Source organism: Amycolatopsis sp. lyj-84 (assembly GCF_046549075.1).
Classification (GTDB): domain Bacteria; phylum Actinomycetota; class Actinomycetes; order Mycobacteriales; family Pseudonocardiaceae; genus Amycolatopsis.
This window is the reverse complement of the sequence record NZ_JAJPWO010000006.1, coordinates 151,072-176,511: the sequence shown is the minus strand read 5'-3', so window position 1 is coordinate 176,511 and position 25,440 is coordinate 151,072. Positions and strand designations below refer to the sequence as shown.

The 25,440-nt window shown below is 70.2% G+C and carries 15 protein-coding genes; 6 read left to right on the top strand and 9 right to left on the bottom strand.

Annotation, left to right across the window (positions count from 1 at the left end):
* Positions 1-46 precede the first annotated feature (46 nt).
* The 4 genes from ACLJRM_RS20350 to ACLJRM_RS20335 all read left to right on the top strand — a co-directional run bounded on the left by ACLJRM_RS20350 (position 47) and on the right by ACLJRM_RS20335 (position 15,191).
* The gene (locus ACLJRM_RS20350) at positions 47-2,797 is read left to right on the top strand and encodes an AAA family ATPase (protein ID WP_410663965.1); all 2,751 of its coding nucleotides are present in this window, start codon (positions 47-49) and stop codon (positions 2,795-2,797) included.
* A 59-nt stretch (positions 2,798-2,856) separates the two neighbouring features.
* Entirely contained in the window at positions 2,857-3,153 is a 297-nt protein-coding gene (locus tag ACLJRM_RS20345; RefSeq protein WP_101607346.1) for a YkvA family protein, read from the top strand.
* Positions 3,154-3,585: 432 nt separating this feature from the next.
* Entirely contained in the window at positions 3,586-4,815 is a 1,230-nt protein-coding gene (locus ACLJRM_RS20340; protein WP_410663964.1) for an MFS transporter, read from the top strand.
* Positions 4,815-15,191 (top strand): amino acid adenylation domain-containing protein, encoded by a 10,377-nt coding sequence (locus ACLJRM_RS20335; RefSeq protein WP_410663963.1) that lies wholly within the window; start codon positions 4,815-4,817, stop codon positions 15,189-15,191. The genes ACLJRM_RS20340 and ACLJRM_RS20335 overlap by 1 nt, the downstream gene beginning before the upstream one ends.
* Positions 15,192-15,201: 10 nt before the next feature.
* Here ACLJRM_RS20335 and ACLJRM_RS20330 read toward each other — a convergent pair whose 3' ends face one another.
* The 3 genes from ACLJRM_RS20330 to ACLJRM_RS20320 all read right to left on the bottom strand — a co-directional run bounded on the left by ACLJRM_RS20330 (position 15,202) and on the right by ACLJRM_RS20320 (position 18,121).
* Positions 15,202-15,366: a hypothetical protein gene (locus tag ACLJRM_RS20330; protein WP_158255806.1), complete on the bottom strand. Its 165-nt coding sequence runs from the start codon at positions 15,364-15,366 to the stop codon at positions 15,202-15,204.
* Positions 15,367-15,591: 225 nt separating this feature from the next.
* Positions 15,592-16,506, bottom strand: a complete 915-nt coding sequence (gene pdxS, locus ACLJRM_RS20325; protein ID WP_101607340.1) for a pyridoxal 5'-phosphate synthase lyase subunit PdxS — start codon at positions 16,504-16,506, stop codon at positions 15,592-15,594.
* Between the two features lie 190 nt (positions 16,507-16,696).
* A complete protein-coding gene (locus ACLJRM_RS20320; protein WP_410663962.1) occupies positions 16,697-18,121 on the bottom strand; it encodes an FAD-binding oxidoreductase in 1,425 nt (474 codons plus the stop codon).
* Positions 18,122-18,295: 174 nt separating this feature from the next.
* Between ACLJRM_RS20320 and ACLJRM_RS20315 the strand changes: the two genes are divergently transcribed.
* Complete coding sequence (locus ACLJRM_RS20315; RefSeq protein WP_101613144.1) at positions 18,296-20,404, top strand: elongation factor G-like protein EF-G2; 2,109 nt, start codon at positions 18,296-18,298, stop codon at positions 20,402-20,404.
* Here the strand turns inward: ACLJRM_RS20315 and ACLJRM_RS20310 are convergent.
* The 6 genes from ACLJRM_RS20310 to ACLJRM_RS20285 all read right to left on the bottom strand — a co-directional run bounded on the left by ACLJRM_RS20310 (position 20,401) and on the right by ACLJRM_RS20285 (position 24,719).
* Entirely contained in the window at positions 20,401-20,859 is a 459-nt protein-coding gene (locus ACLJRM_RS20310; RefSeq protein ID WP_101607338.1) for an XdhC family protein, read from the bottom strand. The two genes, ACLJRM_RS20315 and ACLJRM_RS20310, sit on opposite strands and share 4 nt — an antisense overlap.
* 12 nt (positions 20,860-20,871) lie before the next feature.
* Positions 20,872-21,354, bottom strand: coding sequence for an NUDIX hydrolase (locus ACLJRM_RS20305; protein ID WP_410663961.1), 483 nt, complete (start codon positions 21,352-21,354; stop codon positions 20,872-20,874).
* Positions 21,351-22,496, bottom strand: coding sequence for a glycosyltransferase family 4 protein (locus ACLJRM_RS20300; RefSeq protein ID WP_410663960.1), 1,146 nt, complete (start codon positions 22,494-22,496; stop codon positions 21,351-21,353). Before ACLJRM_RS20300 ends, ACLJRM_RS20305 begins: the two co-directional genes overlap by 4 nt.
* Positions 22,497-22,518: 22 nt before the next feature.
* Positions 22,519-23,436 carry a phosphatidylinositol mannoside acyltransferase gene (locus ACLJRM_RS20295; RefSeq protein ID WP_410663959.1) on the bottom strand — a complete coding sequence of 306 codons (918 nt, stop codon included), beginning with the start codon at positions 23,434-23,436 and terminating at the stop codon, positions 22,519-22,521.
* Complete coding sequence (pgsA, locus tag ACLJRM_RS20290; protein ID WP_101607335.1) at positions 23,433-24,074, bottom strand: phosphatidylinositol phosphate synthase; 642 nt, start codon at positions 24,072-24,074, stop codon at positions 23,433-23,435. The genes ACLJRM_RS20295 and pgsA overlap by 4 nt, the downstream gene beginning before the upstream one ends.
* Before the next feature lie 102 nt (positions 24,075-24,176).
* On the bottom strand, positions 24,177-24,719 hold the full coding sequence (locus tag ACLJRM_RS20285; protein WP_410663958.1) for a MarR family winged helix-turn-helix transcriptional regulator: 543 nt from the start codon (positions 24,717-24,719) through the stop codon (positions 24,177-24,179).
* A 117-nt stretch (positions 24,720-24,836) separates the two neighbouring features.
* Here ACLJRM_RS20285 and ACLJRM_RS20280 point away from each other — a divergent pair, with 117 nt between their 5' ends.
* The gene (locus tag ACLJRM_RS20280; RefSeq protein ID WP_101613142.1) at positions 24,837-25,379 is read left to right on the top strand and encodes a YceI family protein; all 543 of its coding nucleotides are present in this window, start codon (positions 24,837-24,839) and stop codon (positions 25,377-25,379) included.
* Positions 25,380-25,440 lie beyond the last annotated feature (61 nt).

Here is a 25,440-nt window from a genome sequence, read left to right as displayed (position 1 = left end):
ACTTTCTGTGGTTGCCCACCCTCTTGCCCGTGCTTACGGTGTCGGGATGGACTCGGGACGGGCGGAGGAGGCGATCGCCGGCCTGGTCGCTCGCGCGTCCGCGGTCGTGCTGGTGGAAGGGGAACTGGGAGTCGGCAAGACCCGTCTGCAGGAGCGGCTGCGCGCGCGGTACACAGCGGAATCCCGGCTCGTCCTCTCAGGACGGTGCGCGCCCTTTTCCGGCGACCTCGAGCCGCTGCTGGAGGCCGCGCTCAGCGACCCGAGACTTGTTCCCCGCCAAGGCGATGCCGTTCTGGGCGCGCTGGCTCCGCGGCTGCCCGAACTCGCCGATCGGCTGCCTGCCGCTCTTCCGCCCCTACCCGATCCCCGAGCCGATCTCGCCCGCTGTTTCCGCGCTTTGCGCGCACTCTTCTCATCGAAGGTGCCGACGATATTGCTGCTCGACGACCTTCAGTGGAGCGATTCCGCCACCCGCGCTTTTCTGCGCTATCTGTGCACACGGCGATCATCGGCGTTGTCGATGGTGCTCACCTATCGGCCTCACGGCGATTCCCCTCGGCTGACCCACTTGGCCGGTCCGGGTTTTCCCGTCGAAACGCTTTCACTCGGACCGCTCGACGAGTCACGAGCCACCGAACTGGCCGAAACCCTTTCCGGTCGAAGCCCGCTTTCCCCTTCGCTGAGCCGTTCACTGCCCTCGGCCGAAGGGCTGCCGTACGCGATCAGCGCTCTCGTACGAGAGAAGAGCGGACGCCTGCCCAGGGCGGTATTCGACGTCCACGCCGAGCGACTGCGGTTGTGCGGCAAAGACGTGCGAGCCGTGCTCTGCGCCGCCGCCCTTTGCGCGGAGGGAGCCACCGAGGACGAGTTGCGCACGCTGTCCGGTCTGGGGCGAGGCGCGATCAGCGTCGCACTCCCGGAGGCGATCGAGATCGGGATCCTGCGGGAAACACGGCCGAACCGGTACGGCTGGCACCGCGAACTGGCCCGGCGCGCCGTCCACGAGTCGACGTCTCCCGTCCTGCGACGCGGACTTCACCGTGCGGCCGCGTCACTACGGCCGCACGACCCGGTCTTCACCGCTCATCACCTCCGCCAAGCGGGCGACACCGGCCACTGGCTCGAGTACAGCCGTCATCACGCCGACATCGCGCTGAGCGAAGGCGACTGGAGCACCGCCGTCCGGTTGCTCCGGGCGCTGCTTCGTCATGCCGACCTCAGCGACCCCGACCGCGTCCATCTCGCGACCACCCTGAGCCGCGCGGCCTTCGACGGTCTCGACTGCGACCAGATCGTCTCCACGGTCCGCGAGATCCTCTCCGAGGTCCCCCTACCAGCGGCCACCCGGGGCGAGTTACGCAACAACCTGGGAATTCTCCTGCTCAGCCAGACCGGAGAACACGAGGACGGTTACCGGGAGCTGGAGAAGGCCGCCGACGAGCTCAAGGACAGCGATCCGTCCCTCGCGCTGAAAGTGATGTCCTCACTCGCGATTCCCTACACCGGCCACCGGCACATCGACACGCACCTCGGCTGGCTCGAGCGGCTCGACGGCGGGCTCGGCCAGGCCTGCCTGCCCGATCCGCTGACCGCCGCGACCATCCAGGTGAACAGGTTGACCACGCTGATGACCATCGGCGCGCCCGAAGCGTGGGAGGCCGCCGAAGTCGTCACCGGCGACACCGACGACCCGCACCTCGCCCGGCAGCGGATGCGCGGCTGCCTGAATCTCACCGACTGCACCAGCTGGCTCGGCCACTACGCCGCCGCGAAGCGCTATCTCGCCCGCGGCCGCACGTGGTCCCATCAGCTCGGGGCCGACTACCTGTCCGAACAACTCCGTGTCGCGGCGGCGCTGCTGAACTGGTTACGAGGCGACTGGCGGGATCTCCGGATCACCGCCGAAGCACTCGTCGACCGGTACGACTCGCTTCCCCTCGTCGCCTCCGAATGCCGCCTCGTCGCCGGAGCGCTCGCCCTGGAACACGGCGACCACCAGGCCGCGGTCGCCCTGCTCTCGGAGGTGAGCGCGGCCCGGCCCCGCGCGGCGGCCGCACCGCCGGTCGGCGCCACCGCCGCGGCACTGCTCGCCCGTCACCACTACCACCGCGGAGCCAAAACCGCGGCGCTACGAGAACTCGACGCCGCGTTGCGGGTCATCCACGACACCGGCATCTGGGTATGGGCCAGTGAAATCGCGCCCATCGCCGTCGAACTGCTGCACAACGCCGGACACCGCGACCAGATCCCGGACCTGCTCTCGGCCATGGAGACCGGGCTCGAAGGCAAGGACGCGCCCGCGGCGATGGCCAGCCTCGCCCTCGGCAAAGCGATAGACCTCGACCTGGGACACGGTGCGCCCGACGACGTGCTGAACCGCTACGACACCGCACTGGACTCCTTCACCGACGTGGGCCGCCCGTACTGGATCGCGACGACACACGTGTGGCGTGACCGATACCTCCACACCGAACTGCGGCAGGACACCGATGACCTCTCCGTCGCCGTCGGGATCTTCGGTTCCCTGGGAGCCACGGTGTCCGAGCGCCGCACCCAGGAGACACTCGACACCCGCAAGCCCCGGCGCCGCGGGCGGCCGAGCTACGGCTCCACGCTCTCCCCGCGCGAGACCGAGGTCGCCCAGCTCGCCTGCGCCGGCCGCACCAACGCCCAGATCGCCACCCGGCTGGGCCTGTCGATTCGCACGGTCGAACAACACATCGCCCACTCCATGCGGAAAACCGGCGCCACCTCGCGCTATGAACTCGCCAATCCCGGTGAGCCGGCGGCCGGGTGAGCCGGTGCACTACCGTGGTGGTGCCGTGCTCGGTTGTCGTCGTGGTGAGAGAGGGTCGCGTGGAGTCTCTGTGGACGACGCTCGGTGTCGTGGCCGTCGTGCTGATCATCGTCTTCGTCCTGGTCGCGCTGTTCCTCTTGGTCAAGCTGGTCCGGAAACACCGTCAGGTGCATCAGCCGGACACGCCGGTACCGACCAAGGTCGCCTACTGGCTTTCCCTGGCCTACACGGTGTTCCCGTTCGACCTGTTGCCCGACCCGGTCTACTTCGACGACATCGTGGTCCTGACCGGCGGGCTGATCTACGTCGGCAGGTCACTCACCAAGAAGACGCGCGAAGACCGCCAACTGGACTGAAGGGCTCCGGCTCTGTCGGAAAATGTCCGACCGCGCGGGCGGCGATCGGAATGCCGATTTCGATGACGGGCCCGAGATGCCATCGGCTCATATTGCGCATCAGGGACGAATCCTTGCCCGGGCCGACGTGCGATGGTACTCATGAAAAGGCAGCGTTATTGGCAATCACCCGCCGCTGGGCGGGTGAGTCGGCTTTGGGGGCTTGACATGCTGAAAACCGGATTCGACCCGAACCGTGAAATTCCATTCCGCGCCCGGCGATCCGCCGGGACACCGTGACCTCAGGCCCGGAACGGGCCCGCCGCGTCCGCATTTTCCGGCCGGCTTTTCTTCCCTCGCGGCCGAAACGGGCTGACCTCGCTGTTCCCCGGTGAATTCCGCCGGAGGACAAGGCCGCGCCGGACCGGTTCGGGCAAACGATCAGAGGTTTCGATGCTCGTCTTTCGTACCAGGACGGCCGACGCAGGGAGCGCCGCGTTCTGGGCGTTCCTCGTGGCGTACTCGGTGTCGTCGTTCGGGACCTTTCTCAACCTGATCGCGCTGAGCCTGTTCACCCTGGAGGTGACCGGCGGGCCGGTCGGCCTCGGGGCGGTGATGGCCGTCCGCGTCGGTTCCGGCCTCCTGTCCGGAGTGCTGGCCGGGAAGCTGGCCGCGCGCTTCGATCGACGGCGGCTGATGGTCTGCGCGGATCTCGCACAGGCGACGGCGATGATCGTGCTCGGCATCGCCGGGCGGGCGGCGGGGCTCGGCGGGCTGATGGTGGCCGCCGCCGTGCTCGGTGTCGGCAACACGGTCTTCTCGGTGTCGCTGCGGACGAGCGTGCCCGCGATGGTGGGTCAGGAGCACCGGGTCCGGGCGAACGGTCGGCTGGTCGCGGGGCGGTCACTGGGAACGGTGCTGGGCTATGCGTCGGCACCCGTCGTGGTCCTGGCAGGCGGGTTCGAGGCCGCGTTCTTGGTCAACGCCGCGTCGTTCTTGGTGTCCGCGGCGGTGTTGTGGATTCTTCCCTTGCGTACCAACGTATCCGGCCGGGACGAAAGCAGTGTGCCGTCCACCGGTCCGAGGTCGCCGGCACTGGCGGGACTGCCGCTGGCCGTCCTCGCCCTGGTGCTGATCCGTGGCTCGGACGCCTTCGGGTCGGCGTCGCACAACGTGGCGCTCCCGATCCACGCGGGTACGGAGTGGCCGGGCGCGCCGTACGCGTTCATGAGCTGGTTCTGGACCGCGTGGGCCATCGGCAGCATCGCGGTGCAGTGGGTGGTGCGCAGGATGGATCGCGGAGGCGGGGTCCGGCTCGACGAGCGGGTGTTCGCGGCGGGGACCGTGCTCATGTCCGTGGCCTTCGTGGTCGCGTTCACCGGGCTGCCGGTTCCGGTGCTGGTGGCGGTGCTGTTCGTCGCCGGCCTCGCCGACGGGCTCACCGAGGTCGCGTATCTCAGCAGGCTGCAGGCCGCGCCGGAGGCGGAGCGTGCCCGGTTGTTCGGCCTGTCGGCCACCGCGGAGACGGCGGGTTTCGCCGCCGGGATGGCCACCTGCGGGCTGGTGCTCGAGGTGGCGTCTCCGCCGGTCGTGGTCGCGGCCTACCACTGTCTTCCGGTTCTCGTGGCGGGAATCGTCTTGCTGCGCGTACGAGGCCGTCAGGTATCGAAGAAGGGGTCGTAATGGGGGAAGCGCTGGTTCACGGAGAACCACTCGACCTGGGTGACGGCGAGCGGGTGGATCTCGCGCAGGCGTTGCGGAACGCCGCGGCCGGCGCACCCGGCCACGCGGTGGTGACCCTGGATTCGGCGGGCAGGCCGGATCGCTGTCCCTATCCGGAACTCTTGGCCAGGGCGAGCGCGGTCCAGGCACGGCTGCGGGATCTCGGAGTCGGCCCCGGCGACCCGGTCGTGCTTTCCGGACTGCCGCTCGCCGAGTTCTTCCCCCTCTTCTGGGGATGCGTACTCGGTGGTGCGCTGCCGGTGCCGATCGCGGGCGCGACAGGGGACGACGCGTTACGGCGACGGGTCCGGCACGTGGCGAACCTGCTGCACGATCCCCTCGTGCTCGTCGCGGACGCGGACCCCGGCTTGCCCGGCTTGCGGACCGCGCGGGTCCCGACGGAGCCGATGAGCGCGCTGCCCGAACTCGACGTGCACCGGCCAAGCCTGGCCGATCCGGCGCTCGTGATGCTGTCTTCCGGGAGCACCGGCGCGGCGAAGGGAATCCCCCTGACGCATCGCGGCCTGCTGGAATTCGCGGCAGGAGCCCGCAGATCGCTCGGCCTGCGGGCCGGTGACACCACACTGAACTGGCTTCCGATCGACCACAGTGGCGCTTTGCTGATCTACCACGTGCTCGAAGTGTTCGCCGGGGTGACCAACGTGCACGTCCCGACCGAACTGGTCCTCGCCCGGCCGGGCACCTGGATGGATCTGCTCGCGGAGTACCGGGTCGCGCACAGCTGGGCGCCGATGTTCGGCTTCGCCCAGGTTGCCTCGGCGTTGTCCGAGAACACCCGCGACCTGGACCTGTCCGCGGTCCGGACGCTGCTCTGTGGCGGGGAACAAATCCAGCTACCGGTGCTGGCGCGTTTTCTCGAACGCACCGCCCCGTTCGGCATCGAGGAGACCACCATCATGCCGGTGTGGGGCATGACGGAGACGGTCACCGCGATCACCTTCGGAAGGCTCGGTACGCCGGAAAGCGTGCACCGTGTCCTGAAGTCCAGCCTCGGCGGCGAACTACGCCACGCCCCCGAATCCGCGGAAGAGCACGAGTACAGCACTTTCGTGGCGGTCGGGCCGCCCGCGCCGGGGGCGAGTGTGCGGGTGGTGGACGACCGGGGCGAGCTGCTGCGCGAGCGTGAGATCGGCAGGCTGCAGCTGCGCTCGGCGCGCGTCACGCCCGGCTACCTGCACGACGAAGCGGCGAATCGCGCCGCGTTCCCCGAGCCGGGCTGGCTGGACACAGGCGATCTCGCCTTTCTGGCGCACGGGCAGGTGGTGATCACCGGGCGCGCCAAGGATCTGATCATCCTCAATGGACAGAACCATTTCTGCCACGAGATCGAGGAAGTCGTCTGCGCGGCGGGCGGTGCCCGCGCGGGTGAGGTGGCCGCGGTGGGCGTTCCCAACGCGGAAACCGGTACGGAGGATTTGATCGTCCTGCTGGCCAGCACGGCACCCGCGGCCGAGTTCGACGCGGTCGCGACGGCGGTGCGCCAGGCGGTGTTCACCCGGTTGCGGCTGACGGTGACCCGGGTCGTCCCGGTCGCGCCCGCATCCTTTCCGCGGACGGGCGGCGGCAAGGTTCAGCGGGCCGAGCTGCGACGACGGCTGACCGCCGGGGAACTCGGGCAGGCGGGCACCGCGCCCGCCGACGTCGAGTCCACGGTCTTGTCGGCTGTCCGGGAGATACTCGGCCACGACGTCGATCCGGCGACACCGTTCTATGAGGCGGGCCTGACCTCGGTGTCCGTGGTCAAGTTGGCCTCGACCCTCAGCGGGCGACTGCGCCGTGAGGTGTCGCCGACCGCGGTGTTCGAGTACCCGACCCCCGCCGCCCTCGCCGGCAGCCTGGCAGGCGCCGCCCGGCGGCCGCGCCCCGCCGCACCGGAGACCCCGGCGTCCGAAGACCGGATCGCGATCATCGGCATCGCGGCGCGGTTGCCCGGTGCGCCGGACCTCGCCTCGTTCTGGGCCAACCTGCGCGACGGTGTGTGCAGTGTGCGGACCTTCGCCCACCCGGTGGAGCCGGGGGTGGTTCCGGTCGGGGGCGTGCTCGACGACGTGGACTCGTTCGACGCGGAGTTCTTCGGGATGAGCCCGCACGAGGCGGCCCTGACCGACCCGGCGCACCGCTTGTTCCTGGAGTGCTGCCACGAGGCGCTCGAACTCGGCGGGTACGCGGCGACCGGTGCGGGCACCAGGATCGGCGTGTTCGCCGGAGCGGGCATGCAGCTTTACGGCCACCAGCGGCGCGCACGGGAGAACGGGCGCCCGCCCGCCGCGGACGAGTTGGCCGCGATGCAGGCCGCGATGGGGTCGGAACCCGACTTCCTGGCCAGTCGGGTGGCGTACCGGCTGGGCTTGTCGGGACCCGCGATCGGCGTGCAGACGGCGTGTTCGACCGGGCTGGTCGCGGTGCATCTGGCCGGGCAGGCGCTCCTCACCGGGGACGCCGACCTGGCTTTGGCCGGAGCGGCGGCGATCCATCTGCCGCAGGATTCCGGCTACCGGCCGTACGAAGGCGGGATCCTGTCGCCGACCGGTGCCTGCCGGGCCTTCGACGCGAACGCGGACGGCACGGTCGGCGGCAACGGCGTGGTCGCGGTGCTGCTGAAACGGCTCGACCGGGCGATCGCCGACGGGGACACGGTGCACGCGGTGATCCTGGGCTCCGCGGTGAACAACGACGCCGGCCGTACGGCGGGTTTCGCGACACCGAGCGTGTCCGGGCAGGCGGAGGTCGTCCGACGGGCATTGGCGCGGGCACGCGTGCCGGCGTCGTCCGTCACCTACGTCGAGGCGCACGGGACCGGCACCGCGCTGGGCGATCCGGTCGAATTCGAGGCGCTCAGCCAGGCCTACGGCGAAACCGGGCACACGGGATTCTGCGCGCTCGGCTCGGTCAAACCCGGCATCGGCCACCTGGACACCTGCGCGGGCCTCGCCGGATTGGTCAAGACGGTGCTGATGCTGCGTCACGGGGAGCTGGTGCCGACGGTGAACCTGGACCGGCCCAACCCGGGACTGCGGCTGGCGGGCAGTCCGTTCGTGCTGGCGAAGGAAAACACCCCGTGGATCACCGAAGGACCCCGGCGGGCCGGGGTCAGCGCGCTGGGCGTCGGCGGCACGAACGTCCACCTGGTACTGGAACAGGCCCCGGTGCCCGTCCCCGCACCGGCAGCACAGGGACCGGTGCTGATGCCCGTGTCGGCCACCGACGAGACGGGCCTGTCCGCGCTCACCGGAGCGGTGCGGGATCACCTGCGCGCGCATCCCGAACTCCGGGCCCGGGACGTGGCGGCGAGCATGGCGCTCGGCAGGCCGCACCGAACGCATCGGCACGCCGTGGTCGGCCGGGACACCGCCGAACTGGCCGCCGCGCTCGACTCGATCGCGGCGGAACCCGTTGCCTCGCAACGTTTCGGCACGCTCGCGTTCGTCTTCTCCGGGCAGGGGTCGACGTATCGCGGGATGGCGAAACGGCTCTGTGACGCGTTCCCCACCTTCCGTGAAGCGCTGGACGAGTGTCTGGGTTTCGCCGAAGAGTTCGGCGTGACAGGGCTGGCCGACGCACTGCTCGGCACCCCGGATCCAGCCGTCGTTCTATCCACTGAGGACGGACAGCCCGCACTGTTCTGTTACCAGGTCGCGCTGGCCGCGTTGTGGCGATCGTGGGGCGTCCAGCCGGACTACGTGGCCGGGCACAGCTTGGGGGAATACGCGGCTCTCGCGGTGGCGGGCGGGATCAGCGTCGCCGACGGGCTTCGGCTGACCTGCCTGCGCGGACGGCTGATGCACGCGACCGCGGCGGGCGGCATGATCGCGATCCGCGCCTCGTCGGAGCAGGCCCGGCGGCTGGCCGCCGTCACCGGGACCGAGGTCGCGGTGGTCAATGGCGACCGGTCACACGTACTGTCCGGGCCGGCAGCGGCGATCGCGGCCGCCGAAGCGGCACTCGATCGGGAACGCCTTTCCTGGCAACGACTTCCGGCGGACCGGGCCTTTCACTCGGCACTACTCGATCCCATCCTCGACGAGTTCGAGCAAGCGGCCGCCGCGGCGCGGTTCGGCCCGCTGCAGATTCCGTTGGCGTCCAATCTGGACGGACTGATCCCGGCGGGCGCCTCGGTGGACGCGCGCTACCTGCGTCGGCAAATCCGTGAGACAGCGCGCTTCGACGATTCGCTTCGGGCGCTCGAACGGACCGGTTGCGGGGCCTACCTGGAGATCGGACCGCGCGAGGTGCTCGGCTCGATCGGGCGCGCGGCTCTCCCGCACCGATACTGGCGCCCGTCCCTCGTCTCACCCGCCGAGGACGAGCCTGACGCGGTGCTGCGCGCCGCCGCGGCGCTTTACCGTCGTGGCGCCGACCTGGACTGGTCCGCGCTCGTGTCCGGCGGGCGGCGCGTCCCGCTGCCGGGATACCCCTACCGGCGCAAACGTTTCGCTCAGCCGACGGCTCCGACCGGGCCCGCACCCGCGGACGCCGTCCTCACCGAAGTCCGGCGCCTCGCCGCCGAGCGTCTCGGCGTGAGCGAGCTCTCCGACGACACCACTTTCGTGGCAGGCGGCGCCGATTCGCTCGCACTGATGGGCTTGGCCCGCGAACTGCAGAACGTCTACGGGGTGCGGATCGGTGTTCGCGAGCTGCTCGCCGAGGCGCAGACCCCGGCCAAGGTGGCCGAACTGATCGTTCAGCGCGGCGGAGCAGTCCCGGAGACCGAGCCGGTGGTCCGCGAACACGACGAGCCGCCATCCGCCCCTGCCGAGGACTCCTCACTCCACGGCTTGATGGCCCGGCAGTTGCAGCTCGCGGACGACATGATGCGACAGGTGACGGACCTGATGCACCGCCAGCTCGACGTGGTGCGCGGCGCGCCCGCCGACACCGTGACCCCCGAACCGCCGCCGACGTCCGTGCCGAAGCCGGTCGACCACACGGCCCGTCCGGTGCCCGTGCCGGTTCCAGGACTGACGTCGACGAGGAACGGCTGCGCGTTCAGCCTCTACTTCTTCGGCGACTATCCCGACCGGGACTCCAGCGACAAGTACCGGCTGATCATGGACGCGGCGCGGTTCGCCGATGAGCACGACTTCCACGCGCTCTGGTTGCCGGAGCGGCATTTCGACTCGTTCGGCGCGCTGTTCCCGAATCCGTCGGTGCTGGCCTCCGCGCTGGCCGTCCACACCGAGCGGATCCGGCTGCACGCCGGGTCGGTCGTGCTCCCGCTGCACCATCCGATCCGGGTGGCCGAGGAATGGTCCATTGTGGACAACCTGTCTTCCGGGCGGGTCGGCCTGTGCGTGGCCAGCGGATGGCACGCCAGGGATTTCACGCTCGCCCCGGAGAATTTCGGCGGCCACCGCGACCTGATGTACGAACACCTGGACACCGTGCGCCGGCTGTGGTCGGGAGAAGAGATCGACGCCGTCGCGGGTGACGGCACCGCGACCCGGGTCCGCCTGCATCCCGCGCCTCTCCAGCAGGATCCGCCGTTGTTCGCGGCCGTGGTGGGCAACCCGGACAGCTACCGCCGGGCCGCCGCCGCCGATCTCGGCGTGGTCACCAATCTGATGACCCAGGACGTGCCCGCCCTGGCCGAGAACATCGCGCTCTACCGCCGCACCCGCGCGGAACACGGACTCGATCCGGACCAGGGACGGGTCGTGGTGCTCGTGCACACCTTTCTCGGTGAGGATCACGAAACCGCGCGGCAGCGGGCTTTCCGGCCGTTCTGCGACTACCTTCGCTCGTCGCTTTCCCTGCTCGACCAGGTCGGCAACAGCCTCGGGATGAAGGTCGACCTGGACGGCGCGACCGATGAGGACGTCGATTTCGTCCTGGGTGGCGCGTACGAACGCTACTGCGAGTCCCGTGCGTTGATCGGCGGTCCCGATCAGTGCGCGCCGGTGGTGGACGCGCTGATCGCGGCGGGGGCCGACGAGATCGCCGCTTTCGTGGATTTCGGCGTCCCCCGGGAGCAGGTGCTCGACGCCCTGCCGCTGCTCGATGGTTTACGCCGCCGCTATTCGCCGGGCGCGCCGGCACGGGAGGACGAGCTGTCCGCCGCGCAGCGCCGGATCTGGTTCCTGGAAAGGATGTTCCCCGGCACCGGCGCCTATCACGAGCCCAAGGCGATCCGGCTCGACGGGCCGTTGGACGACGTGGCGCTGCGGGAGTCGGTGCCGCGCGTGGTGTCGGCGCATCCCAGCCTGCGCACGGTGTTCCGCGAGCGGGACGGCGTGCCGAGGAAGGTCGTTCGGCCGTCGGTGACCGTCGACTGTCCGCTGATCGACCTGTCCGGCCGCACCGAAGCGGAAGCCCTGGCCGAGGTCCAGGCCACGGTGGGGCGGATCCGGTTCGATCTCGACGCCGGGCCACTGGTCGCCACGGCGTTGGTCCGGCTCGCCGACGATCGCCATCTGCTCTACCTGGTGGCCCACCACATCGTGTTCGACTCGGCGTCGACGGCGGTGTTCCTCCGCGATCTCGCCGCGCACTACCGCGCGTGGCCTGCCCTGCCTGCCGCGCGGCCCGGACAGGTTCTCGAGGCGGATGAGATCGGGAATCCCGCGTCCGACACGGAGTTCTGGCGCGATGAGCTGAAGGGGACCCCCGAACTCGTGCTGCCCACCGACCGGCCGCGCCCGCCGGTGGTGTCCAGACGCGGCGCCGGTCTGAGCAGAGAGCTGGCGGCCGGCCTCGGCGAGCCGCTCCGCGCCCTCGCGGCCGAGTGTGGGAGCACGGTGTTCATGGCGGTGCTCGGCGCGATCGGCTCGGTGCTCGGCCGCTACAGCGGGCAGCAGGACTTCGCGGTCGGCACGGTCGTCAGCACCCGGCCGGACACGGCGAGGGACACGATCGGGCTGTTCCTCGACACGGTCCCGGTACGGCTCGATCTGTCCGGGGATCCGTCCTTCACCGAGCTGACCCAGCGCGTCCGGGACCGCACCACGGGCGCCTACGAGCACCGGGCGGTCCCGTTCGACGAGCTGGTCGGCATGCTGAATCCGGACCGCGCGGCGAACCGCAACCCGCTGTTCGACGTCCTGGTCGAATTCGAGAACGCCGTGGACGAGCCTTTCGCGCCGCCGCTGACGGCCACCGCGCTGGACGTGGCGCGCGACGAGGTGCCCTTCGACCTCGCCTGCTATCTGACGGCACACCGTGACGGCCTGCGTTGCCTGATCGAGTACAGCACCGACCTGTTCGACGAAGCGACCATCGCCCGGTTGCTGGACCTGCTGGCGCAGGTACTGCGCCGCGCGACCGCGGATCCGTCGGCCCGGCTGTCCGAGCTGACCACGCCGGTCGAAGAAGACCTGCGGCTGCTGGAGCGGTGGCAGAACGGTGCGCCGGAACGCCCCGCGCGCTGCCTGCACACGATGGTCGAGCAGCAGGTCGCCGAGACTCCCGGCGAGGTGGCGCTGGTCAGCGACGACGGTGAGATCAGCTACCGGGAACTGGACCAGCGCGCCGAGACGATCGCGCGTCGGCTGGCGAGCCAGGGCGTCGGACCCGGGCAGATCGTGGCGGTGTCCCTCCCCCGCGGCCCCGAACTCATCGCCGCGCTCTACGGCGTACTGAAGAGTGGTGCGGCGTACCTGCCACTGGATCCGCGGCTGCCGCCGCAACGGTGCCGGTACATGCTGGAAGACAGCGGCGCCGTCCTCGTACTGACCACAAAGGACATTCGCGGTTCCCAGCCGGTGCTGAACGACTTTCCGGTTCAACTCGCCGAGGAAATCTTGCCGGGCCCGGAGGCGCCGGAGCTGCCCGAGGTGCGACCGGAGGCGCCTGCGTACTGCATGTACACCTCCGGGTCCACCGGAACCCCGAAGGGCGTTCTCGTCCCGCACCGCGGTCCGGCCAACGTCGTCGCGTGGCAACGTGATCAGCATCCGCCGATGCGCACCCTGCACTGGACCTCACCGAGCTTCGACGTCAGCGTCCAGGAGATCTTCTCCACGCTGGCCGCCGGTGGGACGCTCGTGCTGCTCGACGACGACCAGCACAAGGATCGTGACGCCGTCGCCACCGCGATCGGCCGTCACCGGGTGGAGCGGATCCTGATGCCGTTCACTCCGCTGAAGTACCTGGTCGAACCCGGCCTCACCGCGCCGTCGCTGCGGTTGATCCTGTGCTGCGGCGAGCCGCTCGTGCTCACCCCGGCGCTGCGCCGCTTCCTCGCGGACAATCCCGGCTGCGTGCTGCACAACCAGTACGGTCCGACCGAGGCGTCGATCATCGTCACCGATCACCTGGTGGATCCGCGCCGCGGGCCCCGTCCGCCGATCGGCGCCCCGATCGACGGGGTGCGGCTGCGGCTGGTCGATCCCGCCGGGCGAGCAGTTCCGATCGGCGCCGTCGGCGAGATCCACCTCGGCGGAGCCGGGCTGGCCGAAGGTTACGTCGGCAAGCCGGAAGAGACCGCCGCGGCTTTCCTCTCCGGCGTGCTCCGGCCCGGAGACCGGTGGTACCGCACCGGCGACCTCGCCCGATGGCGTGGCGACGGCACGCTCGAGTTCCTCGGCCGTCTCGACGACCAGGCCAAGATCCGCGGCAACCGGGTCGAACCCGGTGAAACACAACGGGTGCTGGCCGGCCTCGGCGCGGTGGCGGACGCCGCGGTGATCGTGCGGCCGGACCACCGGGGCGAAGCGGAACTCGTCGGCTACGTCGTACTCGCCGACACCGCCGCGCCGGAGCCGTGGACGGGAATCGCCGAAGCCCTCGCGGACGACCTGCCCGCCTACCTCATCCCGACCCGCTGGGTCGCGCTCGACCGCTTGCCCATGACCACCACGGGAAAGCTCGACCGGTCCGCCCTGCCCGAACCACCGGCCGAGAGCCGGGACAGCGCCCCGCCGTCCACCGAGCTCGAACTCCGTCTGCACGCGCTGTGGTGCGCGGAGCTCGGCCTGGACACCGTGGCGGCCGACCGGTCCTTCTTCAACGCGGGCGGGCATTCGCTCGCCGTGGTCAGGCTGGTCAACCGGATCAACGAGGAGTTCCGGGCGGAGGTCTCGGTCGCGGAGTTCTTCCGCGCGCCCACCATCCGCGCGATGGCGGCCGGACTGGGCCGCCGGATCGCACAGACCGTCCCGATGACCTCGCTACAGCGCAGGCTTTGGGAACGTCAGGCGGAAAAGCCGCGGCCTCAGGTCTACAACGTCGGTCATCGCGTCGACCTGCGCGGCGACCTGAACCCGCGGGCACTGCACCGCGCGCTCGACCGGCTGGTGGCCCGGCACGACGCCTTGCGTGGCCGCGTCGCGGCGTCCGGCGCCGGGCGGATGATCGAAGTGCTGGCCCCGTTCGCGCTCGACCTGCCTCTCGACGAGCTCGGCACCGGCATCGACGCGTGGTGCGGAAGCGTCGTCGCGGAACCGTTCGAACTCACCGAAGGCCCGTTGCTGCGTGCCCGGCTCGGCCGGATCGCCGGTGACCGGTGGGTGCTGGTGCTCGTCCTGCATCACCTGGTCTGTGACGGCTGGTCCCTGAACATCCTGTGGCACGAGCTGTCCCGGCTGTACGCCGTCGAAATCGACGCGACGTCCGCCGCCCTGCCTGCGCCCGGGGGCCAGCACTCCGACTATGCGCGATGGCAAGCGGGCACTGATCATTCCGCCGACGTCGACTACTGGCGAACCGAACTGGCGGACGCCGACCTGCGCTGGCGGCTGCCCTATGACCGCGTTCCGCCCGCACGGCCTTCCGGTGAGGGCGATCTGCACCACGTGCGTCTCACGCCGGAACAGCTGCGCCACATCGACGGCTTCGCCGCTGCCGCCCACACCACTCGGGCCATACTCCTCGCGAGCGTGTTCGCGCTTTGGGGCGCGGAGACCTGTGGTCAACGGGACCTCGTGCTCGCCACCTCCAGCGCCCGCCGGAGCCGTCGCGAGCACGAGCAGACGGTCGGCATGATCGGGGAGGCCGTGCCCCTGCGCGTCCGGCTCGGCGAAACCGCGGAGCTGCCCGACGTGATCCCGCTCGTCGCGGAGAAACTGTTCGCCTCTCTCGATCACCAGGACCTACCGCTCAGGGAAACGATCTCGCTGTCCGGGCAAGACGTCGAGCGCTATCCCGCCGTGTTGTTCACCGTGGTCACGACGCCTCCAGGGGAACTCGACCTGCCCGGCGTTTCGGCCACCGTGCGCGGATTGCCTGTTCCCGGCTGCGCCAGAACCGAGCTCTACGTCGTGTTCGCCGAAGACGCCGACGGCCTGGGAATCACGTTCGAGTACTCCACCGACCTGTTCGACGCCAAGACCATCGACCGGTTCGCCCGCGAACTCGTCCGGCTGCTGAAGGAGCTTCCCTGATCGGCTTTCCCTACTGGGCCGAAACCCGGCCCTCGGCGCGGTGCCCGCGGATCCGCTTACCCGCCCGGCGGGCCCGCTCGACCCACACGCTGCGACCGGCATCCAGCATCCGCTCGGTCCGGTAGTCCACCTCGGCCAGCACCTCGGCGAGCAGGACGTCGTTGCTGTTCATCATCGTTTCCCCTCAGGAACTCACTACCTCGTTTGGTAATGACCAGATTCGTCCTGAGGGGTGCCCTCCGGCATCGGGTGATCACCTACACCCGGGGGCCGATCGACCCCTTACTCCCGCTTCTTCCCTGATCGAAGGCCGTAAGGGCATCGAAACGACCGTGCGCTTCGGTACGCGAAGAGGCCCCGTGAACAGAAGTCCACGGGGCCTCTCGCTCGACCGAATCGCTTACCAGCCGCGCTCAGCCAGCCGGTGCGGCTCGGGCAAGTCCGCGACGTTGATGCCGACCATCGCCTCGCCGAGACCGCGCGAAACCTTCGCGATGACGTCCGGGTCGTCGTAGAACGTGGTCGCCTTGACGATCGCCTCGGCGCGCTGCGCCGGGTTGCCGGACTTGAAGATGCCGGAGCCGACGAACACGCCTTCGGCGCCGAGCTGCATCATCATCGCGGCGTCGGCCGGGGTCGCGATGCCACCCGCGGTGAACAGCACGACGGGCAGCTTGCCCTTCTCCGCGACCTCCTTGACGAGTTCGTACGGGGCCTGGAGTTCTTTCGCCGCGACGTAAAGCTCGTCCTCGGGCAGCGAGGAAAGGCGACGCAGCTCCGCGCGGATCTTGCGCATGTGCGTGGTCGCGTTCGAGACGTCGCCGGTGCCGGCCTCGCCCTTGGAGCGGATCATCGCCGCGCCCTCGTTGATCCGGCGCAGCGCCTCACCGAGGTTGGTCGCACCACAGACGAAGGGCACGGTGTAGGCCCACTTGTCGATGTGGTTCTCGAAGTCGGCCGGGGTCAGCACCTCGGACTCGTCGATGTAGTCGACGCCGAGCGACTGCAGCAGCTGAGCCTCGACGAAGTGGCCGATGCGGGCCTTCGCCATCACGGGGATCGAGACGGCCTCGATGATGCCGTCGATCAGATCCGGGTCGCTCATCCGCGCGACACCGCCCTGCGCGCGGATGTCCGCGGGGACCCGCTCGAGCGCCATCACCGCGACGGCACCGGCGTCTTCGGCGATCTTCGCCTGCTCGGCGGTGACCACGTCCATGATCACACCGCCCTTGAGCATCTCCGCCATCCCGCGCTTGACCCGGGCGGTGCCGGTGAGCGAGGTGGTGGCCGTGTTCGTGGAGTCGTCAGACACTGCTGGACCTTTCGGAAAGCGCACGAGGAGGGGTGACGCTTCCGAGGGTAGGCCGCTTTTGGACCTCTGAAGCAGGCCAGTTCGCGGCGATTTCAGCAGTCCACTGGGTGATCTAGCCCGCAATCAGTCCTCTGGTTGCGGTACTTGCGCGTGCAACTACCGCAACCAGAGGACGAATTGCGAAGGGGAGTTAGCGGGCCAGGCCCTGCTCGAAGGCGAACAGGCCGTCCGGGTCGTACTTTCGCGCCACCCGGCGCAGCCGCGGCAGGCTGTCGCCGTAGTACGCCTTCGCCCAGTCCGGCATCTCCGGGTCGATGTAGTTGACGTACCCGGCCTGGCCGAATTCCCGGCCGAGTTCGTCCCTGACCCGGCCGATCACCTGACGCGCATGCACTTCGCCGCCTGCCAGGCCGCGGGTGATCTGGATACTGCCGAGCGCGGACCGGTGCGGGAAGCAAGACTCGCTCGACGGCACCCGCGCGATCGCGCCGCCGTACGCGTCGACGATCGAGTACAGCTCGGGATCGCTGGTCAGCAGTGACGCCAGCGCGTCGGGATCCGGAACCCGATGGGTCAGCATCCGCGAAGTGGAGACGTACTCCCCTCGCTGCGCCACCGCGGCCGGGAAATGGGTCTCCTCGGCGAAAGCGCGCATGGTCGCCAGGTGGCTCTGTTCGCTCACATCCCGGGTGAGCGGCTCGGTGCCGACGCGGCGGACGAGGTCGTCGATGAGCGGGTTCAGCTCCGTGGCACGACCCACGAAACAGCCACCGCAGTTGACGGCCGCCGATCCGAGGCCCATCCCGGACCACAGTTCGTCAGGCATCGCGGGCTGCCAGTCCTGCCAGGCCGCGACCAGGTCGGCCAGCACGGCGGGCGGGAAGGTCAGTCCGAAGTTCGTCAGCGTCCTGGCCGCCGCCGTGCGGAAGGTGAACGAGGTGACGATGCCGAAGTTGCCGCCGCCACCGCCACGCAACGCCCACAGCAGGTCCGGCGCGGTCCCCTCCGACACCACACGCAGTTTCCCGTCCGCGCCGACGAACCGCACGGATTCCAGGCTGTCGCAGGTCAGTCCGTACTTGCGGCCCAAGACGCCGATCCCGCCGCCGAGGGTCAGCCCGGCGATGCCGACCGACGGGCAACTGCCCGCGGGCAACGCGCGGCCCGCCGCCGCCAACGCTTCGTACACCTGGCCGAGCTGCGCGCCGGCTCCGATCGCCGCGCGGCCACCCGGCCGGATCTCGATCGCGTTCAGCCGGGACAGATCGACGATGAGCCCTTTGTCCACAATGGAGTAACCGGCGTAGCTGTGCCCGCCCGAGCGAGCCGCGATCGGCACGTGGTGCCGCGCGGCGAAGTCGACACAGCGCCGGACATCGTCCTCGTTCGCGCAGACCGCGATCCCGGCGGGCAGCCGATGGTCGTACAGCGAGAAGAACCCGAGCCGCGCTTCGTCGTACCCCGGCTCACCGGGCCGGAAGAGCGTGCCCGTCAGCCGGGCTCGCAGCCGTTCCCATTCGTCCCCGCCGCCGTGCCCCGGGATCGCCGCGGGCACCGCCGCCAGCACCGGGACCGCACCTGCCAGTCGCAACACCGTCCGCCTGTCGAGCTCCATCGCTCATCCCCCACCGTCGGATTCGGTTCGGATACGCCTCCGGGTGTCCGCCATCGAGCATAGCGCCGGGTCGACATTCGGGGGGTCCCTCGCCGGTCGCCTTGCCGCGACGGCGGTCGCGGGTGTGTGATCGAGGACACACTGTTCGCGGCGTCGTGTGGTGAGGAGACCGGCATGGCCGAGAAACAGAGCAAGAACGGAGACTCCGGGGCCGCCGTCGCTGTGGACGACCCGGCGAAAGTGCGCAACGTCGTCCTGGTCGGCCCGTCGGGATCCGGCAAGACGACACTCGCCGAAGCACTGCTCGCCGCGTCCGGCACGGTGACGCGGGCGGGCTCGGTCGTGGAGGGCACCACGGTGTGCGACCACGATCCCGCCGCGGTCCGGCAGCAGCGGTCGGTCGGCCTCTCGGTCGCGCCGGTGCTGCACCAGGGCCACAAGATCAACCTCATCGACACCCCCGGGTACGCCGATTTCGTCGGCGAACTGCGGGCCGGGCTCCGCGCCGCCGACGCGGCGCTGTTCGTGGTCTGCGCGGCCGAAGGCGTCGACGCGGCCACGATCGCGGTCTGGGAGGAGTGCGCGGCCGTCGGGATGCCGAGGGCGGTGGTCGTCTCCCGGCTCGACCATCACCGCGCCGACCCCGAGGGCGAGATCGCGGCCTGCCAGGAGGCCTTCGGGGCCGGCGTCCTGCCGCTGTACCTACCCGCTCGTGACGGTCTCGTCGGGCTCATCACGCGCCGCTACTTCGACTATTCGCACGGCTTCCCGCCCGAAGTCGGCGAGCCGGACGGGAACGATCTCGCCCGGCTGACCGAGGCCCGCAACGAACTGATCGAAGGCGTCATCGCCGAGAGCGAGGACGAGTCGTTGATGGACCGGTACCTCTCCGGTGAGGAGATCGCCGAGGACACGCTGATCGCCGACCTCGAGACCGCGGTCGCCCGCGGGTCCTTCCATCCGGTGATCCCGGTGTGCGCGACGACGGGGGTCGGGCTCGCCGAAGTCCTCGACGGGATCGTCCGTGCCTTCCCCTCACCGCTGGAGCACGTCCCGCCGGAGGTCACCTCACCCACCGGCGAGCCGCACGCGCTTCTCCGCGCCGATCCCGACGGCCCGCTGGCCGCCGAGGTCGTCCGGACCGCTGTCGACTCCTACGTCGGCCGGGTGTCGCTGGTGCGGGTGTTCTCCGGGACGCTTCGCCCGGAACGCCCGGTGCACGTCTCCGGCCACGGGCTCGCCGAACGCGGGCACGAGGATCACGACGCCGACGAGCGGGTCGCGCATCTGTACTCGCCGCTCGGCGCGAACCTGCGCGAAGTCCCGTACTGCGTCGCGGGCGACCTCTGCGCGCTCACCAAGGTCGGCTCGGCCGAGACGGGCGACACCGTCTCCTCCCCCGAAGACCCGCTGATCATGAAACCGTGGACGATGCCGGAACCGCTGCTTCCGGTCGCCGTCATCGCGAAGACACGCAGCGACGAGGACACGCTGGCGCGCAACCTTTCCCGGCTCGTCGCGGGCGACCCGACCCTGCGGCTGGACCGCAACGCCGAGACGAACCAGCTCGTGCTGTGGTGCATGGGCGAGGCCCACGCCGACGTCGTGCTGTCGCGGCTGCGCGCGGGAGGCGCCGACGTGGACACCGAACCCGTCCGCATCAGCCTGCGGTCGACCTTCGCCGGGCCGGGCCGCGGGCACGGGCGGCACGTCAAGCAATCCGGCGGCCACGGCCAGTTCGCCGTCTGCGACATCGAAGTCCAACCGCTGCCACGGGGTTCCGGCTTCGAATTCGTGGACAAGGTCGTCGGCGGTTCGGTGCCGCACCAGTTCATCCCCAGCGTCGAGAAGGGAGTCCGGGCGCAGGCCCAGCGAGGGCTGGTCGACGGCCACCCGCTGATCGACATCCGGGTGACCCTGGTCGACGGCAAGGCGCACAGCGTCGACTCGTCGGACGCCGCGTTCCAGACGGCGGGCGCGCTGGCGCTGAAGGAGGCGGCCGCGGCCGGGAAGATCGCGTTGCTGGAGCCACTCGAAGAGGTGGCGGTGCGGCTTCCGGACGAGCATCTGGGCACCGTGCTGGGTGATCTCTCGTCCCGGCGAGGCCGCGTTCTCGGCACCGAATCGGGTGAAGGCGGCCGCACGGTCATCCGCGCCGAGGTCCCCGCGGCGGAACTACTGCGCTACGCGATCGACCTGCGTTCGCTGACCTCGGGCACGGCGACCTTCACCCGCAAGCACGCCCGCTTCGAGCCGATGCCGGAAGGAGCGGTGGCGCTCTAGAACTCGAAACCGCCGGGACGCCCGTTCCGGTCGGCGAGCAGCCCGGCCAGGGTGGCGATGGCGATCTCCGGCGGCGTACGCGAGCCGATGTTCAGCCCGACCGGGCGATGCACGCGGGCGATCTCGGCGGCCGGAACGTCCAGCGCCTGGAGCGCGACGACATGCGGGCCGGCGTGGCGCGGGTTGCCCAGCACGCCGACCCACCGGGCCGGGCGGTCGAGCACCGCTTTGAGCACTTCGCCGAGTTCGGGCCGGTCGTGATCGGTGACGACCACGTCGGCGTCCGCTCCGAGGTCCGGCACCGTCGAGACGGCCTCGAAGCCGCCCTCGACGTCTGTCGCCCGTGCGCCGTCCGGATCGAACAACACCGGCGTGTACCCGAGGTCCTTGCCGTAGCGCAGGAGGAAGGACGCCACCGGCGTCGCGAACACGGCGACCAGTACCCGCTCGGTCATGGGGCAGTCCTCCTACACGTCGGGTTCGGCGATTTCGAAGTACTCCGGGAGCCTGGCGGTACCGGCGAGGCCGAAGTACCGGACCTTTCGGCGCCGCCGTAGATGCAGTGTGTCCCGGACGGCGTCGTTGTGCACCCGCCGCGCGATGACGACGCGGTGCTCGGCGTCGTTCAGCTCTTCGGTCAAGGGGGCGGGCAAGGCCGTCCGGTCGACATGCGCCAGTCGCAACGTCAGTTCGCTCTCCTCGCCTTCGCGATCCGGGCGCTCGGCGTGCTCGGCCCGCTCGCCCAGCGCGCGCAGCTCTTCGTCCTCCAGGATCACCGCGGCCGCCCTGGCGACGACGGCGCGGCGCGCGAGGGCCGCGTCGAGCGCCGCCCAGCCCGCGTCCATCCGGACGTGCAGCCGGTCCAGCCGGTTCGCCGTCGCGAGCAGGAACAGCCCGCCCAGCACCACGATCACGGCCACCAGGCCGCCGATCCACACCCAGGTCGTCATCGGCTGAACTCGCGTTCACCCGCGCCGACCCGCCGGGGGTCGGCGGCGATCGCCGCCTCGTACACGCGCAAGACCTGCGTGGTGACCACGGACCAGTCGAACATCGCGACCCGCTCCCCCGCGGCCGCCGCGAGCGACGCCCGCCGTGCCGGATCGCCGAGCAGCTCACGCAACCCGTCGGCCAGCGCCGCCGCGTCGCCGGTTTCGGTCAGCATCCCGGCCTTGCCGTCGTCGAGGACCCGGCGGAAGGAGTCCAGGCCGCTCGCCAGCACCGGGGTGCCCGCCGCCATCGCCTCGGTGAGGATCATCCCGAAACTCTCGCCGCCCGTGTTCGGCGCGCAGTAGACGTCGACGCTGCGCAGCGCCCGTGCCTTCGTCTCGTGGTCGACCTGGCCCAGCAGATCGATATGCGACGCCAGTTCCGGCCCCGCTTCACGGCGGAGCTGATCGGCGTCGCCGCGGCCGACGACCAGCATCCGCAGGTCCTCGAACTCCGGCAGCAGCATCCGCAGCGCCTCCAGCAGCACACCCATCCCCTTGCGAGGCTCGGTGTACCGCCCGACGAACCCGACCGTGCCGCCCGCCCGCGGGTAGCCGTCCAACGGAAGCGCGCGGGAGAAGAAGTCGACGTCGACGCCGTTGGGCACCTCGACCGCGTCTCCCCCGGCGTGCTCGACCTGGACCCGGCGGGCCAGCGCCGACACAGCGATCCGCGCGGTGATCTTCTCCAGCAGCGGCCGCAGCACCGGCTGGAACGCCGCCAGCGTGCGCGAACGCGTCGTCGCGGTGTGGAAGGTCGCCACGATCGGGCCGTCCGCGACCTTCAGCGCGAGCAGGGAAAGACTCGGCGCGGCGGGCTCGTGGAGGTGGAGGACGTCGAAGTCGCCGTCACGGATCCACCGCCGCACCCGGGCGTAGGACACCGGGCCGAACTGCAGCCGAGCGACCGAGCCGTTGTACGGGATGCCGAGCGCCTTCCCCGCGGGGACGACGAAATCCGGGACGTCGGAGTCCTCGTCCGCCGGCGCGAGCACCGAAACCTCGTGCCCCCGAGCGAGAAGCGCCTTGGCCAGGTCGATGACGTGCCCCTGGACGCCGCCCGGCACGTCGAACGAGTAGGGGCAGACGATCCCGATCTTCATGACGCGCGCCTGAGCCATCGGCTCAACTCGCTTCGCCGAGGGCGGCTTGTTCCCCGGCTTCGAAGTCGGTGAGCCAGAACTTCTGCATCATGTGCCAATCGGCCGGATGCGCGGCGATGTCACCGGCGAAGATGTCCGCCAGCGCCTGGGTGGCGGCCGGGACCTCGGACCGGTTCGTGACCCTGATCCTCGGGTGCAGCCGGATCTGCCAGCCGTCCTCGGTGAACCAGCAGCCCGCCGGGATCAGCGCGGCACCGGTGGTGGCGGCCAGCCGGGCCGGGCCGCCCGGCATCTTGGTCTGCTCGCCGAAGAACTTGACCGGCACCCCGGAGTTCGTCAGGTCCCTGTCGCCCACCAGGCAGATCGCCTTGTTCTCCCGCAGCCGCTTGAGCAGCACGCGCATCGCGGAACTGTCGCCGGTCAGCGGCACGATCTCGAAACCGAGGGATTCGCGATAGGACACGAACCGCTGGTACAGCGATTCGGGTTTCAGCCGCTCCGCGACCGTGGTGAAGCCGCCGAGGTAGTCCGCGAGCCAGACACCCGCCGCGTCCCAGTTCCCGCTGTGCGGCAGCGCCATCACCGCGCCGTTGCCCTCGGCTAGGGCGGCGTCGAGGTTCTCGACCCCGGTGATCGACTGGGCGACCTTGCGGCTGACCTCCTTATGGTCCATCGAAGGCAGCCGGAACATCTCGTGCCAGTAGCGAGCGTAGGACCGCATCGCACGGCGGGTCAGTTCGTCGAGTTCGACGCCGTCGGCCTGGGGCACGACCCTGGCGAGGTTGCTCCGCAGCTGGCGCACCCCTCCGCCGTCCCGCCGGACGGCGAGGTCGGCGCCGAGGCCGAAGGTCACCGAGCCGACCTGCTCCGGCAGCCAGCGCGCGAGCCGCCAGCCCGCCGCGTAGCCGAAGTCGCCCAGCCGCTGCGAGAACCCGGTCATGAGCCGCCTTCCGTGGCGGGTGGCCCGGCCGCCTTGGCGGCCCTCGCGGCCTTGGCCACCGCGGCCGTCCGCTGCAGAAGGGTGATCACGGAAAGCACCGCGAGCAGCCAGAGGGTGATGTCCACGGTGTACGGAACGCCCAGACCGTGCAGTCCGGTTCCCACCAGGGCGATGATCAGCCGTTCCGCGCGCTCGACGAGACCGCCGTCGGCCTCCAGCCCGGAAGCCTCGGCGCGGGCCTTGACGTACGAGATGACCTGCGCGAGCACCAGGCAGATCAGCGCGGCGGCCGCGGCCGGGCGGTTGTCGTCGTGGACGAAGCACCACCACGCGATCGCGGCGAACAGCGCGCCGTCGACCAGTCTGTCGCAGGTCGCGTCGAGGACGGCCCCGAACGCCGTGCCGTACCCGCGGGCGCGGGCCATCGCGCCGTCGAGCAGGTCCAGCATCGCGAAGCCCCAGACGGTGAAGGTGCCCCACAGCAGCATGTCGTTCGGGAAGAACACGAGCGCGCAGAGCACCGCCCCGGCCGTGCCGATGACGGTCATCGCGTTCGGGGTCAGGCCGGCGCGCACGAGCACCTTCCCCATGGGGTCGGTGACGCGGGAAACGGAGGCGCGCGCGAAAATGTTGAGCATCGGTTCTTCAGGTGCACCTAAGCAGCAGGGTCGGTTGGGCGTCCGAAGCCTATCCACCCGCACCGACACCCGTCGTCGTGCCCGCCCTGGACAGGCTTTCGCTCAGTCCGCTTTGGCCAGTTCGGCCGTCTCTCCGAACTCGGCGAGATTGTCTTCCCGCAGTGCCAGTTCCGCCTCCGCGGCGGCACATTTCGGCGACAGCCGCCCCAGGACGGCGGCACTGATCTCCCCGAGCGCCTTCACCTGTTCGGGGGTCAGCGGGTCGAAGAGGCTCTCCCGGACGGCCTCGACGTGCCCGGGCGCGGCCTTCTCCAGCGCGGCGAAACCCTCGGCGGTCAGCACCGCCCAGGAACCGCGCTTGTCGGTGGGGCAGGACTCACGGTGCACCCAGCCGTTGGCCTCGAGCCGCGCGACCGCGTGCGAGAGCCTGCTGCGCGACGCCTTGCGCGCGTCGGCGAGTTCACTCATCCGCAGCCTGCGGCCCGGCGCCTCGGACAGGGCCACGAGCACCTCGTAGTAGGTGTGGGGCATGCCCGCCTCGTGCTGGAGCTGGCCCTCCAGATGCGCTTGCAGCATCCGCGTGGCCTCGGAGAAGTCACGCCAGACTTTTTGCTCCTCGTCGGAGAGCCATCGGGGTTCGGACATGTCACTCATTCTACCCCTGGTTGAACGCTCAACCAAACTGCGCTACAGTCGTGGTTGAGCGCTCAACCAGACGAGGGTTCACCACAGCCAGACCAGAGACTTTTGGAGATCGACTTCATGACCACCACCGAAATCCCGGGCTACGTCGCAGGCAAGTGGACCGTCGACACCGCCCACTCGGACATCGCCTACACCGTGAAGCACCTCGGCCTGGCGAAGTCCCGCGGCAACTTCACCGCCTTCACCGGCGAGGTCGTCACCGCGGACAACATCCTCGACTCCACGGTCACCGTCGAGATCGACGCCTCGTCGGTCGCCAGCGGTGTCGACGGGCGTGACACGCACCTCAAGTCAGAGGACTTCTTCCACGTCGACGAGCACCCGGTCATCACCTTCCGCTCGACCGGCATCCGCGAGGACGGCGGCGACTACGTCATCGACGGCGAGCTCACCTGGCGCGGCAAGAGCGTCCCGGTCTCGCTCGAAGCCGAGTTCAACGGCATCGGCACCAACCCGGCCAACGACAACGCCACCACCCTCGGCGTCTCGGCCAGCGCCACCGTGAACCGCCGCGACTTCGGCATCGGCCCGGAGGGCAACGCCTTCCTGTCCGAGAAGGTCAAGATCGACATCGAGCTGCAGGCCGCGCTCAACGCCTGACTCGCGCTGCCCCGGCAAATCCGTGAAGGCCTCCTTGAGGGACTCTGGGTCCCTCAAGGAG

Bases quoted from the DNA above. Each gene is read 5' to 3' on its own strand.
- ACLJRM_RS20350 (WP_410663965.1), top strand. From the start codon at position 47: ATGGACTCGGGACGGGCGGAGGAGGCGATCGCCGGCCTGGTCGCTCGC.
- ACLJRM_RS20340 (WP_410663964.1), top strand. From the start codon at position 3,586: ATGCTCGTCTTTCGTACCAGGACGGCCGACGCAGGGAGCGCCGCGTTC.
- ACLJRM_RS20335 (WP_410663963.1), top strand. From the start codon at position 4,815: ATGGGGGAAGCGCTGGTTCACGGAGAACCACTCGACCTGGGTGACGGC.
- ACLJRM_RS20330 (WP_158255806.1), bottom strand. From the start codon at position 15,366: ATGATGAACAGCAACGACGTCCTGCTCGCCGAGGTGCTGGCCGAGGTG.
- ACLJRM_RS20320 (WP_410663962.1), bottom strand. From the start codon at position 18,121: ATGGAGCTCGACAGGCGGACGGTGTTGCGACTGGCAGGTGCGGTCCCG.
- ACLJRM_RS20315 (WP_101613144.1), top strand. From the start codon at position 18,296: ATGGCCGAGAAACAGAGCAAGAACGGAGACTCCGGGGCCGCCGTCGCT.
- ACLJRM_RS20310 (WP_101607338.1), bottom strand. From the start codon at position 20,859: ATGACCGAGCGGGTACTGGTCGCCGTGTTCGCGACGCCGGTGGCGTCC.
- ACLJRM_RS20305 (WP_410663961.1), bottom strand. From the start codon at position 21,354: ATGACGACCTGGGTGTGGATCGGCGGCCTGGTGGCCGTGATCGTGGTG.
- ACLJRM_RS20300 (WP_410663960.1), bottom strand. From the start codon at position 22,496: ATGAAGATCGGGATCGTCTGCCCCTACTCGTTCGACGTGCCGGGCGGC.
- ACLJRM_RS20295 (WP_410663959.1), bottom strand. From the start codon at position 23,436: ATGACCGGGTTCTCGCAGCGGCTGGGCGACTTCGGCTACGCGGCGGGC.
- pgsA (WP_101607335.1), bottom strand. From the start codon at position 24,074: ATGCTCAACATTTTCGCGCGCGCCTCCGTTTCCCGCGTCACCGACCCC.
- ACLJRM_RS20285 (WP_410663958.1), bottom strand. From the start codon at position 24,719: ATGTCCGAACCCCGATGGCTCTCCGACGAGGAGCAAAAAGTCTGGCGT.
- ACLJRM_RS20280 (WP_101613142.1), top strand. From the start codon at position 24,837: ATGACCACCACCGAAATCCCGGGCTACGTCGCAGGCAAGTGGACCGTC.